This is a genomic window from Paenisporosarcina cavernae (assembly GCF_003595195.1).
GTDB lineage: Bacteria > Bacillota > Bacilli > Bacillales_A > Planococcaceae > Paenisporosarcina > Paenisporosarcina cavernae.
Genome location: NZ_CP032418.1, coordinates 2,091,358 through 2,108,290, shown reverse-complemented (window position 1 = coordinate 2,108,290; position 16,933 = coordinate 2,091,358). Strand labels below are relative to the sequence as shown.

At 44.8% G+C, this 16,933-nt stretch carries 9 protein-coding genes, 3 rRNA genes and 1 riboswitch; all 12 genes read left to right on the top strand.

What is annotated here, in order from left to right:
- The first annotated feature begins 406 nt into the window (after positions 1-406).
- Positions 407-1,960, top strand: a 16S ribosomal RNA gene (locus D3873_RS10835).
- A gap of 302 nt (positions 1,961-2,262) precedes the next feature.
- Positions 2,263-5,195: ribosomal RNA gene (locus D3873_RS10830) — 23S ribosomal RNA — on the top strand.
- A gap of 91 nt (positions 5,196-5,286) precedes the next feature.
- Positions 5,287-5,402, top strand: a 5S ribosomal RNA gene (gene rrf, locus D3873_RS10825).
- The 16S, 23S and 5S rRNA genes sit together here, the layout of an rRNA operon.
- Positions 5,403-6,053: 651 nt before the next feature.
- On the top strand, positions 6,054-8,228 hold the full coding sequence (locus D3873_RS10820; RefSeq protein WP_119884035.1) for an outer membrane protein assembly factor BamB family protein: 2,175 nt from the start codon (positions 6,054-6,056) through the stop codon (positions 8,226-8,228).
- 262 nt (positions 8,229-8,490) lie between these two features.
- A riboswitch (purine riboswitch) is annotated at positions 8,491-8,591 on the top strand.
- A gap of 93 nt (positions 8,592-8,684) precedes the next feature.
- The gene (gene purE / locus D3873_RS10815; protein ID WP_119884034.1) at positions 8,685-9,173 is read left to right on the top strand and encodes a 5-(carboxyamino)imidazole ribonucleotide mutase; all 489 of its coding nucleotides are present in this window, start codon (positions 8,685-8,687) and stop codon (positions 9,171-9,173) included.
- Positions 9,170-10,294 carry a 5-(carboxyamino)imidazole ribonucleotide synthase gene (gene purK / locus D3873_RS10810; RefSeq protein ID WP_119884033.1) on the top strand — a complete coding sequence of 375 codons (1,125 nt, stop codon included), beginning with the start codon at positions 9,170-9,172 and terminating at the stop codon, positions 10,292-10,294. Before purE ends, purK begins: the two co-directional genes overlap by 4 nt.
- 59 nt (positions 10,295-10,353) lie before the next feature.
- Positions 10,354-11,646: an adenylosuccinate lyase gene (gene purB / locus D3873_RS10805; RefSeq protein WP_119884032.1), complete on the top strand. Its 1,293-nt coding sequence runs from the start codon at positions 10,354-10,356 to the stop codon at positions 11,644-11,646.
- An 18-nt stretch (positions 11,647-11,664) separates the two neighbouring features.
- Positions 11,665-12,381, top strand: a complete 717-nt coding sequence (gene purC / locus D3873_RS10800; protein WP_119884031.1) for a phosphoribosylaminoimidazolesuccinocarboxamide synthase — start codon at positions 11,665-11,667, stop codon at positions 12,379-12,381.
- Positions 12,378-12,632 (top strand): phosphoribosylformylglycinamidine synthase subunit PurS, encoded by a 255-nt coding sequence (gene purS, locus D3873_RS10795; protein ID WP_119884030.1) that lies wholly within the window; start codon positions 12,378-12,380, stop codon positions 12,630-12,632. The genes purC and purS overlap by 4 nt, the downstream gene beginning before the upstream one ends.
- Positions 12,629-13,315, top strand: a complete 687-nt coding sequence (gene purQ, locus D3873_RS10790; RefSeq protein ID WP_119884029.1) for a phosphoribosylformylglycinamidine synthase subunit PurQ — start codon at positions 12,629-12,631, stop codon at positions 13,313-13,315. Before purS ends, purQ begins: the two co-directional genes overlap by 4 nt.
- The gene (gene purL, locus D3873_RS10785) at positions 13,299-15,530 is read left to right on the top strand and encodes a phosphoribosylformylglycinamidine synthase subunit PurL (protein ID WP_119884028.1); all 2,232 of its coding nucleotides are present in this window, start codon (positions 13,299-13,301) and stop codon (positions 15,528-15,530) included. Before purQ ends, purL begins: the two co-directional genes overlap by 17 nt.
- Positions 15,506-16,927 (top strand): amidophosphoribosyltransferase, encoded by a 1,422-nt coding sequence (purF, locus tag D3873_RS10780; protein ID WP_119884027.1) that lies wholly within the window; start codon positions 15,506-15,508, stop codon positions 16,925-16,927. Before purL ends, purF begins: the two co-directional genes overlap by 25 nt.
- Positions 16,928-16,933: the final 6 nt, after the last annotated feature.

Here is a 16,933-nt window from a genome sequence, read left to right as displayed (position 1 = left end):
TATAGATGAAAAGATAGAAACGGAATAATATAACAATTAAATATAACGAAAATGCTATTGAATTTAACGTAATATTCTGTTAATATAAAAGAGCGCCACAAAAAGATAGAAGGCTGTTGACAAAGAAGTTAGCAGTTGGTATAGTTTGAAAGTTGTCAAATCAAGTACCAACTTTATAAATTAAAAGTGTTGACAATCTATTGATGCTTTTGTTATTATTAGAAAGTTGCTGATTTGAAGCGACGAACACATGAACCTTGAAAACTGAACAGCAAAACGTTAACTATAACAGTTTGTCGGTAACCGACCTCCGTCGGAGCCACAAACAAAACTTAGAAACTTTTGTTTCTATTTTAAATGGACATCATTAAGATGCCAGCAAACAGCATGAGCAATTATGCTCTCTATGATGGAGAGTTTGATCCTGGCTCAGGACGAACGCTGGCGGCGTGCCTAATACATGCAAGTCGAGCGGAAAGAAGAAGAAGCTTGCTTCTTCTGATTTTAGCGGCGGACGGGTGAGTAACACGTGGGCAACCTGCCCTGTAGATTGGGATAACTCCGGGAAACCGGGGCTAATACCGAATAATCCTTCGGATTTCATGGTCTGAAGTTGAAAGACGGTCTCGGCTGTCACTACAGGATGGGCCCGCGGCGCATTAGCTAGTTGGTAGGGTAACGGCCTACCAAGGCGACGATGCGTAGCCGACCTGAGAGGGTGATCGGCCACACTGGGACTGAGACACGGCCCAGACTCCTACGGGAGGCAGCAGTAGGGAATCTTCCACAATGGACGAAAGTCTGATGGAGCAACGCCGCGTGAGTGAAGAAGGTTTTCGGATCGTAAAACTCTGTTGTGAGGGAAGAACAGGTAGGGGAGTAACTGTCCTTACTATGACGGTACCTCATTAGAAAGCCACGGCTAACTACGTGCCAGCAGCCGCGGTAATACGTAGGTGGCAAGCGTTGTCCGGAATTATTGGGCGTAAAGCGCGCGCAGGCGGTCCTTTAAGTCTGATGTGAAAGCCCACGGCTCAACCGTGGAGGGTCATTGGAAACTGGAGGACTTGAGTGCAGAAGAGGAAAGCGGAATTCCACGTGTAGCGGTGAAATGCGTAGAGATGTGGAGGAACACCAGTGGCGAAGGCGGCTTTCTGGTCTGTAACTGACGCTGAGGCGCGAAAGCGTGGGGAGCAAACAGGATTAGATACCCTGGTAGTCCACGCCGTAAACGATGAGTGCTAAGTGTTAGGGGGTTTCCGCCCCTTAGTGCTGCAGCTAACGCATTAAGCACTCCGCCTGGGGAGTACGGCCGCAAGGCTGAAACTCAAAGGAATTGACGGGGGCCCGCACAAGCGGTGGAGCATGTGGTTTAATTCGAAGCAACGCGAAGAACCTTACCAGGTCTTGACATCCCACTGACCGGCATAGAGATATGCTTTTCCCTTCGGGGACAGTGGTGACAGGTGGTGCATGGTTGTCGTCAGCTCGTGTCGTGAGATGTTGGGTTAAGTCCCGCAACGAGCGCAACCCTTGATCTTAGTTGCCAGCATTTAGTTGGGCACTCTAAGGTGACTGCCGGTGACAAACCGGAGGAAGGTGGGGATGACGTCAAATCATCATGCCCCTTATGACCTGGGCTACACACGTGCTACAATGGACGGTACAAAGGGTTGCGAACCCGCGAGGGGGAGCTAATCCCATAAAACCGTTCTCAGTTCGGATTGTAGGCTGCAACTCGCCTACATGAAGCCGGAATCGCTAGTAATCGCGGATCAGCATGCCGCGGTGAATACGTTCCCGGGCCTTGTACACACCGCCCGTCACACCACGAGAGTTTGTAACACCCGAAGTCGGTGAGGTAACCTTTTGGAGCCAGCCGCCGAAGGTGGGACAGATGATTGGGGTGAAGTCGTAACAAGGTAGCCGTATCGGAAGGTGCGGCTGGATCACCTCCTTTCTAAGGATAATTACGGAAGATGAACCTTCGGTTCATCGGTTAACGTTTTGCGTTCAGTTTTGAAGGTTCACAAGAAAAGCGGAATGAGGCATGATAGGCCGACTACCACTTTGGACCTGCGACTGCGTCATCTTGATGACGAGGGAGTAGGGAAAAGAGGTTGCGGACTGCCGAGTGAGCTAGACAGTGAAAACTTCAAACTTGTTCTTTGAAAACTGGATAAAACGACATTGAAAGCAACACATTGTAAGTAAGATTCAAGGTAAACAGTTTTCAACTGTTTCCATGCAAGGCTTATTAACGGTTAAGTTAATAAGGGCGCACGGTGAATGCCTTGGCACTAGGAGCCGAAGAAGGACGGTACGAACACCGATATGCCTCGGGGAGCTGTAAGTAAGCATTGATCCGTGGATTTCCGAATGGGGAAACCCACTGTTTTTAATCGAGCAGTACGTTTACGTGAATTCATAGCGTAATCGAGGCACACCCAGGGAACTGAAACATCTAAGTACCTGGAGGAAGAGAAAGAAAAATCGATTCCCTGAGTAGCGGCGAGCGAAACGGGAAGAGCCCAAACCAAGAGGCTTGCCTCTTGGGGTTGTAGGACACTCAATACGGAGTTACAAAAGAACGGGGTAGGCGAAGCGATCTGGAAAGGTCCGCGAAACAAGGTAACAGCCCTGTAGTCGAAAGTTCGTTCTCTCCTGAGTGGATCCTGAGTACGGCGGAACACGTGAAATTCCGTCGGAATCCGGGAGGACCATCTCCCAAGGCTAAATACTCCCTAGTGACCGATAGTGAACCAGTACCGTGAGGGAAAGGTGAAAAGCACCCCGGAAGGGGAGTGAAAAAGATCCTGAAACCGTGTGCCTACAAGTAGTTAGAGCCCGTTAATGGGTGATAGCGTGCCTTTTGTAGAATGAACCGGCGAGTTACGATTGCGTGCAAGGTTAAGCTGAGAAGGCGGAGCCGTAGCGAAAGCGAGTCTGAATAGGGCGAATGAGTACGTAGTTGTAGACCCGAAACCAGGTGATCTACCCATGTCCAGGGTGAAGGTAAGGTAACACTTACTGGAGGCCCGAACCCACGCATGTTGAAAAATGCGGGGATGAGGTGTGGGTAGCGGAGAAATTCCAATCGAACCTGGAGATAGCTGGTTCTCTCCGAAATAGCTTTAGGGCTAGCCTCAAACGTGAGAATCCTGGAGGTAGAGCACTGTTTGGACTAGGGGCCCATCCCGGGTTACCGAATTCAGACAAACTCCGAATGCCAGAGATTTATGTTTGGGAGTCAGACTGCGAGTGATAAGATCCGTAGTCAAGAGGGAAACAGCCCAGACCACCAGCTAAGGTCCCCAAGTAATTGTTAAGTGGAAAAGGATGTGGCGTTGCTTAGACAACCAGGATGTTGGCTTAGAAGCAGCCATCATTTAAAGAGTGCGTAATAGCTCACTGGTCGAGTGACGCTGCGCCGAAAATGTATCGGGGCTAAACAATTCACCGAAGCTGTGGATTGACACCGTAGGTGTCAGTGGTAGGAGAGCGTTCTAAGGGCGTTGAAGCTAGACCGGAAGGACTGGTGGAGCGCTTAGAAGTGAGAATGCCGGTATGAGTAGCGAAAGACGGGTGAGAATCCCGTCCACCGAATGACTAAGGTTTCCTGAGGAAGGCTCGTCCGCTCAGGGTTAGTCGGGACCTAAGTCGAGGCCGATAGGCGTAGACGATGGACAACAGGTTGATATTCCTGTACCACCTCCCCGCCGTTTGAGTAATGGGGGGACGCAGTAGGATAGGGTAAGCGTGCCGTTGGTTGTGCACGTTCAAGCAGTGAGATGTGGAATGAGGCAAATCCCGTTCCTACAACATTGAGCTGTGATGACAAGGACCACTTGGTCTGGAGTTCCTGATTTCACTCTGCCAAGAAAAGCCTCTAACGAGGCGGGAGGTGCCCGTACCGCAAACCGACACAGGTAGTCGAGGAGAGAATCCTAAGGTGATCGAGAGAACTCTCGTTAAGGAACTCGGCAAAATGACCCCGTAACTTCGGGAGAAGGGGTGCTCTATTAGGGTGTTAAAGCCCGAGAGAGCCGCAGTGAATAGGCCCAGGCGACTGTTTAGCAAAAACACAGGTCTCTGCAAAACCGTAAGGTGACGTATAGGGGCTGACGCCTGCCCGGTGCTGGAAGGTTAAGAGGAGTGCTTAGCGCAAGCGAAGGTGCGAATTGAAGCCCCAGTAAACGGCGGCCGTAACTATAACGGTCCTAAGGTAGCGAAATTCCTTGTCGGGTAAGTTCCGACCCGCACGAAAGGCGTAACGATCTGGGCACTGTCTCAACGAGAGACTCGGTGAAATTATAGTACCTGTGAAGATGCAGGTTACCCGCGACAGGACGGAAAGACCCCGTGGAGCTTTACTGTAGCCTGATATGGAATTTTGGTACAACTTGTACAGGATAGGTAGGAGCCTAAGAGCCCGGAGCGCCAGCTTCGGAGGAGGCGTCGGTGGGATACTACCCTGGTTGTATTGAACTTCTAACCCATACCCGTAAGCCGGGTAGGAGACAGTGTCAGGCGGGCAGTTTGACTGGGGCGGTCGCCTCCTAAAGTGTAACGGAGGCGCCCAAAGGTTCCCTCAGAATGGTTGGAAATCATTCGTAGAGTGTAAAGGCAGAAGGGAGCTTGACTGCGAGACCTACAAGTCGAGCAGGGTCGAAAGACGGGCTTAGTGATCCGGTGGTTCCGCATGGAAGGGCCATCGCTCAACGGATAAAAGCTACCCCGGGGATAACAGGCTTATCTCCCCCAAGAGTCCACATCGACGGGGAGGTTTGGCACCTCGATGTCGGCTCATCGCATCCTGGGGCTGTAGTCGGTCCCAAGGGTTGGGCTGTTCGCCCATTAAAGCGGTACGCGAGCTGGGTTCAGAACGTCGTGAGACAGTTCGGTCCCTATCCGTCGTGGGCGTAGGAAATTTGAGAGGAGCTGTCCTTAGTACGAGAGGACCGGGATGGACACACCGCTGGTGTACCAGTTGTTCTGCCAAGAGCATCGCTGGGTAGCTATGTGTGGACGGGATAAGTGCTGAAAGCATCTAAGCATGAAGCCCCCCTCAAGATGAGATTTCCCATTACGCAAGTAAGTAAGATCCCTCAAAGACGATGAGGTAGATAGGTTCGAGGTGGAAGCGTGGCGACACGTGCAGCTGACGAATACTAATCGATCGAGGACTTAACCAAAACGAGTGGAACGTCGTAAGACGTTTCCACCGAACGTGTTCTTTCAATGACGTTTATCCAGTTTTGAGTGAACAAACACTCTAAAAAATAATCCAGTGATTATGGCAAAGAGGTCACACCCGTTCCCATACCGAACACGGAAGTTAAGCTCTTTAGCGCCGATGGTAGTTGGGGGTTTCCCCCTGTGAGAGTAGGACGTCGCTGGGCTACTAAGGAATTCTTCTTATGAGGAGTTCCTTTTTTATGGAGAAAACTTCGTTTAACTCTCACGTGAGAGGCCGGCTGCAAGCGTGCATCGTCCTGATGCTTTGTCGGCACTAGCACATCCTGTGGCTGTTCGGCATACGGACATCCTTGTCCTTTGCGTCGTAGGAAGTCGCTGGAATACTAAGGAATTCTTCTTATGAAGAGTTCCTTTATTTATTGGAGAAAGGTTCTTTTCTAAAAGGATGATTTTCGCACGCGAAAATCTACCTATTCCTTTCAAAAAGACGACATTCGTGAGCGAATGTCCATCTTATTTCCCTTTCAAGACAGAACAGCAACGAATCATACCTATCCAATAAATAGGAAAAATTCTCCTGTATCCTCGTCTCTCTCTAATCCTAATCACTTAACCCATAAAAAATTTTCTATTCGAACGATTGATTCGATCATTTCCACAGTTGATAGTATTTCTTACGAAAACATGGAAAACCTATAGAATTAGCACTTAAAATAAGCCCATTTATCCAATCTTAAAAAATTTTTTAAAAAATTTCTGATTCCGAAGTATATTTTATACAAAAGTAGGGAAATAGGAGTATACTATGGATAATTTCATAGTTACATAATTTTCTTACAAAAGGAGGAGTAAGTATGGGGTCTAGTAAAACTTGGCTAGCTGCAGGTATTGGGATGATTGTCGTAGTATTAGCTCTTATTGTTTTAATTTTGACGTTTGGCTGGAATGGAGACGACAAGGACGAAGCAAATCCTGATAATGGGACAAGTACTTCCCAAGGATCTGACTCAGGCACGTTAACTGCAGAGAATGGAACAGATTTTAAAGTAGAGTATCCAACGACTGAATGGATGACGAATGGTGGAGACTATTACAATCGTCGTTATGCAAACTTGGATCAAATTACAACAGAGAATATTAAAAACTTAAAGCCTGAATGGGTGACGAGTCTTGGCTCTGGCACAGAATTTAAATATTCTGGTGAAGCAACTCCAGTCGTTATTGATGGTGTAATGTACATTACGACTGGTGCAAATGATGTACTTGCATTAGACGCAGTGACAGGTGAAAAGGTATGGGAATATCGTCCTGAAATCGCACAAGAGATGGATACGGTTTGTTGTGGTTGGGTAAACCGTGGTGTTGGTTTTGGCGATGGCATGATTTTCGCAACGTTACTTGATGCGCGTTTAGTAGCATTAGACCAAAAAACTGGTGAAGTTGTTTGGGAACGTGAAGTAGCAAACTGGGAAGAAGGATATACAATTACTGGAGCTCCACTTTATTACAATGGAAAAGTGTATACAGGAGTTGCTGGTGGGGAATATGGAATTCGTGGACGCTTAACGGCGTTTGATGCGGATAATGGTCGTGAAATCTGGCGTTTCTATACGATTCCTGGGCCTGGGGAAAAAGGACATGAAACTTGGCCAGAAGATAACGATGCATGGATGACTGGTGGAGGACCAATTTGGCAAACACCAGCTGTTGACCCTGAACTAGGTTATTTATATTTTGCAACTGGTAATACTTCTCCTGATTTAGATGGTAGTAACCGTGCAGGAGATAACTTGTATGCAAACTCTATTATGGCAATTGATGCTGAAACAGGGGAATATAAATGGCATTTCCAAGAAGTACATCATGATATTTGGGATATGGATCCTGCCAACCCAGTTATTTTATATGATGTAGAGATGGATGGAGAAATGAAAAAAGGAATTGCGCAAGCTGGTAAAACAGGATGGGTGTATTTCTTAGATCGTACAACTGGTGAACCATTAGTTGGTATTGAAGAAAAAGAAGTTCCGCAAGATGATCGACAACATACTTCACCAACTCAACCGTATCCAATCGGGGACGCTTTCGTACCTCAAGAAGTAACGGATGAAGCGGTTAAAGAAGATTTGTCGGATGATTTTGAAGGCGAATATGGTAAAATTTTCGATCCTTTCTGGGAAACACCGTTAGTGGTAAAACCATCACCACAAGGTGGGGCTAACTGGCCACCATCCGCATATAATCCGGATACAGAATATTTCTACGTATTAGGAAATGATAATTATTTCACGTTTACTCGTAGTGATGAAAAGTTCAAAGAAGGAGACGCTTATTTAGGATCAGTCTTTGCTCCTGTATTAGAAGCTCCTCAAAGAGGAACTGTCACAGCGATTGATGTGAAAACAAACAAAATTGCATGGCAAGTGGATTGGGATGCAATTGCGTACAGTGGTGTGTTAACAACAAAAGGGAACTTAGTATTTGTTGGACATAATGATGGTCGCATTATCGCATACGATGCGAAAACTGGCGATCAAGTGTGGGAATACATGACCGATGCTGGGGCTAATGCTCCTCCAATTTCCTATGAAGTTGACGGCGTACAATACATCTCTATTTTATCTGCTGGTAATACTCTAGCTGGTTCCAAACATGGAGATAAAATGTACACGTTTAAATTAGATGGAACATTTAAAGACGGAAATGTTACCAATGCTGGTAAAGGTACCCCTTCTACTGATACTCCATCAAAAGGTGGAGATGACAAAGACACTGCTTCAGCAGAAACAGATAAAGGTATGGACGTCTTTAAAAACAACTGTTTAGCTTGTCATGGAGAACAAGGTGCTGGTGGTCATAATGGACCAAATCTTCAAGATAGTAAAACGGCGGAGGATTTAGATAAAGTAGTCGCTCGTATTAAAGAAGGAGGATCATCAATGCCATCGTTTGACGGTATTTTATCCGAAGAAGAAATTAATGCAGTGGCGAAATATGTAAATGAAGTATTGAGCCCATTAGGAAAATAAACAAATAGAGTCGGCAAGGACTGGATTCCAGGTAGTAGAATTTCTACTAACAATGGATGGAACGTCTCTTGCCGGCTTTTTTATGTGATCAAACGTTTTGAAGGAAATAGTCCATTTCCTTTCAATAGTTTATGTAAATGAAGAGGTATTCCAAACTATTCCATGCCTTCTACTAAACTCCAAAATACGAACATTCGAATATTAAATTTATGTAACGTTCGCATTTATCCGTTGACCTAGGGTGAAATCGTTGTTAAACTTACAGTATACAAATCAAAACCCACATATATGCTGAAGAATTGGCTTCAGCGTCTCTACCAGGTCACCGTAAATGACCGGACTATGGGGGAAGCGACTTTAGGTATACATCTACGGGAGTAGACTGTCCTCAAGTGAATTGCTTTCTTCCATAGGAGCAGTTTATTTGAGGGCTTTTTCATTTCAAGGAGGAAGATTATGCATCCAAAAGTTGGCGTGATTATGGGAAGTTCAAGTGACTGGGAAACGATGAAGCATGCATGTGAAAAATTAGACGAGTTGCATGTGCCATATGAAAAACAAGTAGTTTCTGCACATCGTACGCCAGATTTAATGTTTGAATATGCAGAAACAGCGCGAGATAGAGGTTTGCAAGTAATAATCGCAGGTGCTGGAGGTGCTGCTCATTTACCGGGAATGGTTGCTTCGAAAACAACACTTCCAGTCATTGGTGTTCCGGTTGAATCTAAAGCATTAAAAGGGTTAGATTCCCTTTTATCAATCGTCCAAATGCCTGGTGGTGTACCAGTAGCAACTGTGGCAATTGGTAAAGCAGGGGCAACGAATGCAGCAATACTTGCAACACAAATATTAGCGGCGACGGACTTGTCTTTGGCTAATCAATTGGAAGAACAAAGAGCGAAAACGAAGGATACAGTCATGAAAATGACAGGTGATTTAGTATGATGCGCACAATTTTGCCAGGACAAACGATCGGAATTATCGGCGGCGGACAACTTGGACGGATGATGGCGCTTGCAGCGAAGGAAGCAGGATTTAAAATTGCCGTCCTTGATCCTACCTTGGATTCCCCGTGTGGACAAGTAGCAGATATTCAAATTGTCGCGAATTTTGATGATCAAGATGCGTTAGAAGAATTAGCAGAATGCAGTGATGTGATTACGTATGAATTTGAAAATATTGATTATGAATCCTTAAAGCAACTATGCAATATTGCATATATCCCGCAAGGAGCAGAACTAATACGAGTCACACAAAATCGTTTAATTGAAAAACAGACAATTGAAGCTGCTGGAGTAGAAGTTGCAGCATACCGAGAAGTGACGAACGAGGAAGAGTTAACGGCAGCGACGGAAGCGCTAGGATTTCCGTGTATTTTAAAAACCACGTTTGGCGGCTACGACGGCAAAGGGCAAATGACGCTGTCTAGCACAGAAGATTTCCAGAAAGTGGCAGAATTATATCAGACTCAAACATGTGTGTTAGAAAAATTCGTTCCGTTTGAAAAGGAAATCTCTGTCATCGTGCAGCGAAATGCCAAAGGGGAAACACGTTGTTTGCCAGTGGCGGAGAATATTCATGTCGATCATATTTTACACGAAAGTATCGTACCTGCTAGGACACCTGAATATGTGCAACTGAATGCGATGGAACTTGCGACAAAAATTGCAGATTCTGTGTCTCTAATAGGCACACTTGCAGTTGAAATGTTTGTACTAGAAGATGGAGAGATTTTGGTGAATGAATTAGCACCACGCCCTCACAATTCGGGGCATTACTCCATTGAAGCGACGAGAGTCTCACAATTTGAACAACATATACGTGCAATTTGTGGATGGCCGCTTGCAACGCCTGAGTTGCTAAAGCCTTGTGTCATGGTCAATGTGTTAGGAGAACATGTAGTGCCACTAACGCAAATATTATTAAAGTACCCGGATTGGTCGATTCACTTGTACGGAAAAAAAGAAGCGAAACACAAACGGAAAATGGGACACGTGACGATCTTAACAGACAATATTGATATCACGTTGGACGAAATTGAACACTCTGGTGTTTGGTCAAACTAAGCGGTAGAGTTTTAAAATGAACAGATCCCATAATGGCTTATATAAAGAGGAGATTTTACATGATTGAACGATATACACGCCCCGAAATGGGAGCAATATGGACAGAGCACAACAAATACGAAGCATGGCTAGAGGTTGAAATTTTAGCATGTGAAGCATGGGCCAAACTTGGGGATATTCCAACGGAAGATGTAAAGAAAATCCGAGAAAATGCTTCGTTCGATGTGAACCGCATTTTAGAAATCGAAGAAGAAACGAGACATGATGTTGTAGCGTTTACGCGTGCTGTTTCCGAAACGCTAGGAGAAGAACGTAAGTGGGTACATTATGGTCTCACATCAACAGATGTTGTCGATACTGCTTTGTCATACTTGATTAAACAAGCAAACGAGATCTTACGAAATGATCTTCAACGTTTCATCGCGATTTTGACAGAAAAAGCGAAAGAACATAAATATACCGTCATGATGGGACGAACACATGGTGTGCATGCAGAACCAACGACATTCGGACTTAAATTAGCATTGTGGCGAGAAGAAATGAAACGAAATTTAGAACGGTTTGAAGCGGCTGCGCAAGTGATTGAAACAGGTAAAATGTCAGGTGCAGTTGGTACGTATGCCAATATCGATCCATCGGTAGAAGCGTATGTATGTGAAAAATTAGGACTACAAATTGCACCGATTTCCACGCAAACGTTGCAACGAGATCGCCATGCTCAATACATGAGTACGCTCGCTTTAATTGCTACTTCGATTGAAAAATTTGCCACAGAAGTACGGGGACTACAAAAGTCGGAAACAAGGGAAGTAGAAGAATTTTTTGCTAAAGGGCAAAAAGGTTCTTCTGCAATGCCGCACAAGCGTAATCCAATAGGTTCGGAAAATATGACCGGACTTGCCCGTTTAATCCGTGGGTATATGTTGACTGCATATGAGAATGTCCCACTTTGGCATGAACGCGACATTTCGCATTCATCTGCAGAACGCGTTATTTTGCCAGATGCGACGATTGCATTAAATTACATGTTAAATCGATTTGGAAATATCGTGAAAAATTTAACGGTGTATCCGGAAAATATGAAACGCAATATGGACCGTACACTTGGCTTAATTTATTCCCAACGAGTATTGTTAGCCCTTATTGACAAAGGACTATCTCGAGAAAAGGCGTACGATACCGTTCAACCTCGAGCAATGGAAGCGTGGGAGAAACAAGTACATTTCCGACAATTAGTGGAAGAGGATGAGACAATTTCTTCGCATCTAACAGCGGAAGAATTAGATGATTGTTTTGATTATCACTACCATATCGGACAAGTGGATATGTTGTTTACGCGTTTAGGAATGTAAAATTCGGAGGCGATGAGAGTGGAAAAAGGGCAATTGCTATATGAAGGAAAAGCAAAACGTTTGTATACAACGAATGAAGCTGGTGTTCTGCTCGTTTCATACAAAGATAGCGCAACCGCATTTAATGGGGAGAAAAAAGAAACGATTACTGGTAAAGGCGAATTAAACAATGCCATCACATCCACATTGTTTCAAGAATTGCATCGTGTGGGAATCAGTACGCATTTTATTCGCAAAATTTCTAGCACGGAACAGCTTGTAAGAGAAGTATCGATTATCCCACTGGAAGTGGTGGTTCGCAAAACAGTTGCCGGGAGTTTAGCGAAACGACTTGGTCTAGAAGAAGGAATGATTCTAAACGAACCAATCGTGGAGTTTTACTACAAAGATGATTCTTTAGGAGATCCTCTTGTGACGACGGAACACATTCGACTCTTACAACTTGCGACACCAGAAGAACTGGATGTATTGAAAACCGATGCTTTGACCATTTTCCAACATATGCATGACTATTTCCACAGCCATCACGTTCGCTTAGTCGATTTCAAATTGGAATTTGGACGAACGTCAACAGGCGACATTTTGTTAGCAGATGAAATTTCACCTGATACTTGCAGATTATGGGACGAGACAACAAATGAAAAATTAGATAAAGATGTGTTTAGACGTGGATTAGGTAATTTAACAGACGCTTATCAAACAATTGCTGACCGCATAGGAGGAACTATCGCATGAAAAAAGTGAACATATTTGTCACACTCAGAGAAAGTATTTTGGATCCGCAAGGTTCTGCAGTAAAAGGAGCACTTCACTCCCACGGGTTTCCAGAGGTACAAGATGTGCGTATTGGAAAGTACTTAGAATTGATGATCGATGATTCGGTGGAAGACATAGATGCTGCGGTGAATGAAATGTGTCAAAAGCTGTTAACGAATACGGTCATTGAAAATTATCGATTCGAAATTGAGGAGGTTGCAGCGATATGAAATTCGCGGTAATCGTATTTCCTGGATCGAATTGTGACATTGATATGTATCATGTGATAAAAGACGAGTTAGGAGAAGACGTGGAATACGTGTGGCATCAGGAAGCTGATTTGCAGGCATTCGACGGCATTCTTATACCGGGTGGTTTCTCTTACGGCGATTACTTACGCTGCGGTGCAATTGCCCAATTTTCCACGATTATGACGGCGATACAAGAAGCGGCAGCTGCTGGAAAGCCGATTCTAGGCGTATGTAATGGGTTTCAAATTTTAACGGAAGCAGGTTTGCTTCCTGGAGCACTGCTTCGCAACCAAAATTTAAAATTCATGTGCCGAACAGTTCGATTAAAAGTGGAAAACAACGACACGATGTTTACTACTTCCTATGAACAAGGAGAAGAAATTCATATTCCAATTGCTCATGGTGAGGGAAATTACATCTGCGACGACAAAACGTTGCAATCCTTAAAAGACAATCGACAAATTGTGTTTACGTACGCATCCGAAAATCCGAACGGCAGTATCGAAAATATTGCTGGTGTGGTGAATGAAGCAGGTAATGTTCTTGGGATGATGCCTCATCCAGAGAGAGCTGTGCACGAATTACTAGGCGGAGCAGATGGTCTGCGCTTATTCCAATCAATTGTGAAGCACTGGAGGGAATCACATGTCAGTCACGTTTGAGATCAGTCCGGAACAAATTAAAGAAGATAAAATGTATGCACAAATGGGATTAAGTGATGCTGAATTCGCCCAAGTGGAGAAAATACTCGGACGTCTTCCGAATTTCACGGAGACAGGACTATTTTCTGTCATGTGGTCGGAGCATTGCTCGTATAAAAACTCCAAGCCAGTTTTACGGAAGTTCCCAACGGAAGGTCCTCGTGTTTTACAAGGTCCAGGGGAAGGCGCTGGAATCGTCGATATAGGAGATGGTCAAGCAGTCGTCTTCAAAATGGAATCGCATAACCATCCTTCGGCGATCGAACCATATCAAGGTGCAGCTACAGGAGTTGGCGGAATTATTCGTGACGTCTTTTCCATGGGAGCACGACCTATCGCGTTACTAAATTCTTTGCGTTTTGGCGAGTTAACAACACCTCGAGTGAAATATTTGTTTGAAGAAGTAGTAGCGGGAATTGCTGGCTACGGAAATTGTATTGGAATTCCGACTGTCGGCGGAGAAATTCAATTTGATCCGTGTTATGCAGGAAATCCGTTAGTAAATGCGATGTGTGTTGGGCTAATTAACCACGAAGATATTCAAAAAGGTGTGGCCTCCGGAGTAGGCAATACGGTGATGTATGTTGGGGCGAAAACTGGTCGCGATGGAATTCACGGAGCAACGTTTGCTTCCGAAGAATTAGACGAAGCCTCAGATGAAAAGCGTCCTGCAGTGCAAGTAGGAGATCCATTCATGGAAAAGCTCTTGATGGAAGCTTGTTTGGAACTAGTAAAATCGGACGCACTTGTTGGTATCCAAGACATGGGGGCAGCGGGATTAACCTCATCGTCTGCTGAAATGGCGTCCAAAGCTGGATTTGGGATTGAAATGAATTTAGATGTAATTCCGCAACGAGAAACGGGCATGACAGCTTATGAGATGATGTTATCGGAATCTCAAGAACGTATGTTAATCGTCGTGAAAAAAGGTAGAGAACAAGAAATTGTGGATTTATTCCACAAATACGATTTAGATTGCGTTGCGGTTGGGATCGTAACGGATGATAAAATGCTTCGCTTAACCCATCACGGAAAAATCGTGGCGAATGTTCCGGCGGATGCTTTAGCGGAAGATGCACCGGTTTACTACAAACCGTCAGCTGAACCAGCATACTATGCAGCATTTCAAGCTCAAGAAGCAGTGGAACCAATTGTCGAAGATGTACAAGAAACGTTGTTGCAACTTTTACAGCAACCAACGATTGCATCGAAAGAATGGGTTTACGATCAATACGATTACCAAGTGCGTACGAGCACAGTCGTTACTCCAGGTTCTGATGCCGCGGTTGTTCGTGTTCGCGGGACGAATAAAGGGCTAGCTATGACGACCGATTGTAACTCTCGCTACATCTATCTTGACCCGGAAATGGGTGGGAAAATTGCCGTCGCAGAAGCGGCTCGAAATATTGTTTGTTCTGGAGCAGAGCCTTTAGCGATCACCGATTGCTTAAACTTTGGTAATCCAGAAAAACCCGAAATCTTTTGGCAATTAGAAAAGTCTGCCGAAGGAATGGCAGCAGCATGTAGAACGTTACATGCGCCTGTAATTGGTGGAAATGTCTCGCTTTACAATGAACGTAGCGGAACGGCTGTTTATCCAACACCCACGATTGGTATGGTTGGGCTAGTGCATGATTTGTCTCACGTAATGACTCAAACAGTCAAACAAGCGGGTGATCTCGTCTATGTAATCGGCGAAACAACGGTGGAATTCGGTGGTAGTGAGCTTCAAAAATTACTAGAGGGGACGATTTCTGGAAAATCTCCTTCCATTGATTTAGATGTAGAATTTACTCGACAACAAGCCCTTTTACACGCAATTCAAGCAGGTGTGATTAAGTCTGCACATGATGTAGCAGAAGGTGGACTTGCGGTGGCATTAGCAGAGAAAACATTTGGGACGGATGGATTTGGATTAGATATTGAATTAGAAGGATCCGCTGTTACAACGCTATTTGCAGAATCTCAGTCTCGCTTTATCGTGACTGTTTCAAAAGAACATCAAGAAACTGCGGAGCAAATGCTAGTAGATGCCCGTCTCGTTGGACGCGTCACAAATGATGCAACGCTTTCTATTCGAGATGCACAAGGGGCAACTTGGATTGATGCACCTGTCTCTACGTTACAGGATGCTTGGAAAGGAGCTATTCGATGCTTGCTGAACTCAGAGGATTAAACGAAGAGTGTGGCGTGTTTGGTATTTGGGGATCTCCAGATGCTGCGTCGATTACGTATTATGGTCTTCATGCACTTCAACATAGAGGGCAGGAAGGTGCGGGAATTGTCACAACAGATGGCAATGCACTTCACACAGTTCGAGGGGAAGGACTTGTGAATGAAGTCTTTACCCCTGGCAAGTTAGATCCATTAAAAGGGCATGCAGCAATAGGACATGTTCGCTATGCAACCGCTGGAGGTAGCGGTCCTGAAAATGTGCAGCCGCTCCTTTTCCGTTCAACCACAGGTAGCTTAGCTATTGCGCATAATGGGAACTTAGTGAATGCCAATCATTTAAAACAACATTTAGAGCGTCAAGGAAGTATTTTTCAAACGACTTCTGATACAGAAGTATTGGCTCATTTAATTAAAAAAAGCGGCTATTCGTCTTTTGAGAAACGTGCAAAAAATGCGCTGTCGTTATTAAAAGGTGCGTATGCCTTTTTACTGTTAACGGAAGATGAAATGATGGTGGCCCTTGATCCACACGGATTACGTCCACTCTCCCTTGGAAAATTAGGCGATGCGTATGTCGTGGCATCTGAAACGTGTGCATTTGATATTATCGGTGCCGAAGTCATTCGCTCAGTTGAACCAGGAGAATTCCTTGTGATTAACGACAAGGGAATTCGAGTGGAACGTTTTTCTGCTCCTGCAAAACGTGCTATCTGCACGATGGAATATGTGTATTTTTCACGTCCGGATTCGGATATCGACGGGATTAATATCCACTCTGCTCGCAAACGATTAGGTGTTGAGCTCGCGAAAGAAGTATTAATAGATGCAGATGTTGTGACAGGTGTACCTGATAGCAGTATTTCTGCCGCTATCGGATATTCAGAAGCTTCAGGAATTCCATATGAACTTGGATTGATTAAAAATCGGTATGTTGGTCGAACGTTCATTCAACCGTCGCAAGAGCTACGGGAACGAGGCGTCAAGATGAAACTATCTCCGGTGCGTCAAGTCGTTGCAGGGAAACGAGTGGTCATGGTGGATGATTCGATTGTTCGTGGAACAACATCACGCCGTATTGTGACGATGCTTCGAGAAGCGGGAGCGAAGGAAGTGCATGTGGTGATTTCTTCACCGCCAATAAAAAATCCATGTTTTTACGGAATCGATACAAGTACACATGAGGAACTAATCGCGTCTAATTTTAATGTCGAAGAAATTCGCGATCAAATAGGGGCGGATTCGCTCACATTTCTTTCTGTTGAAGGAATGGTTCGAGCGATTGGAAGATCAGATGAAGGACCAGAAGCGGGACATTGCTTAGCATGTTTCACGGGTAATTACCCAACAGAAATTTATCCAGATACTTTATTGCCACACGAAAAAGAAATGACGTTGTAGGAGGAT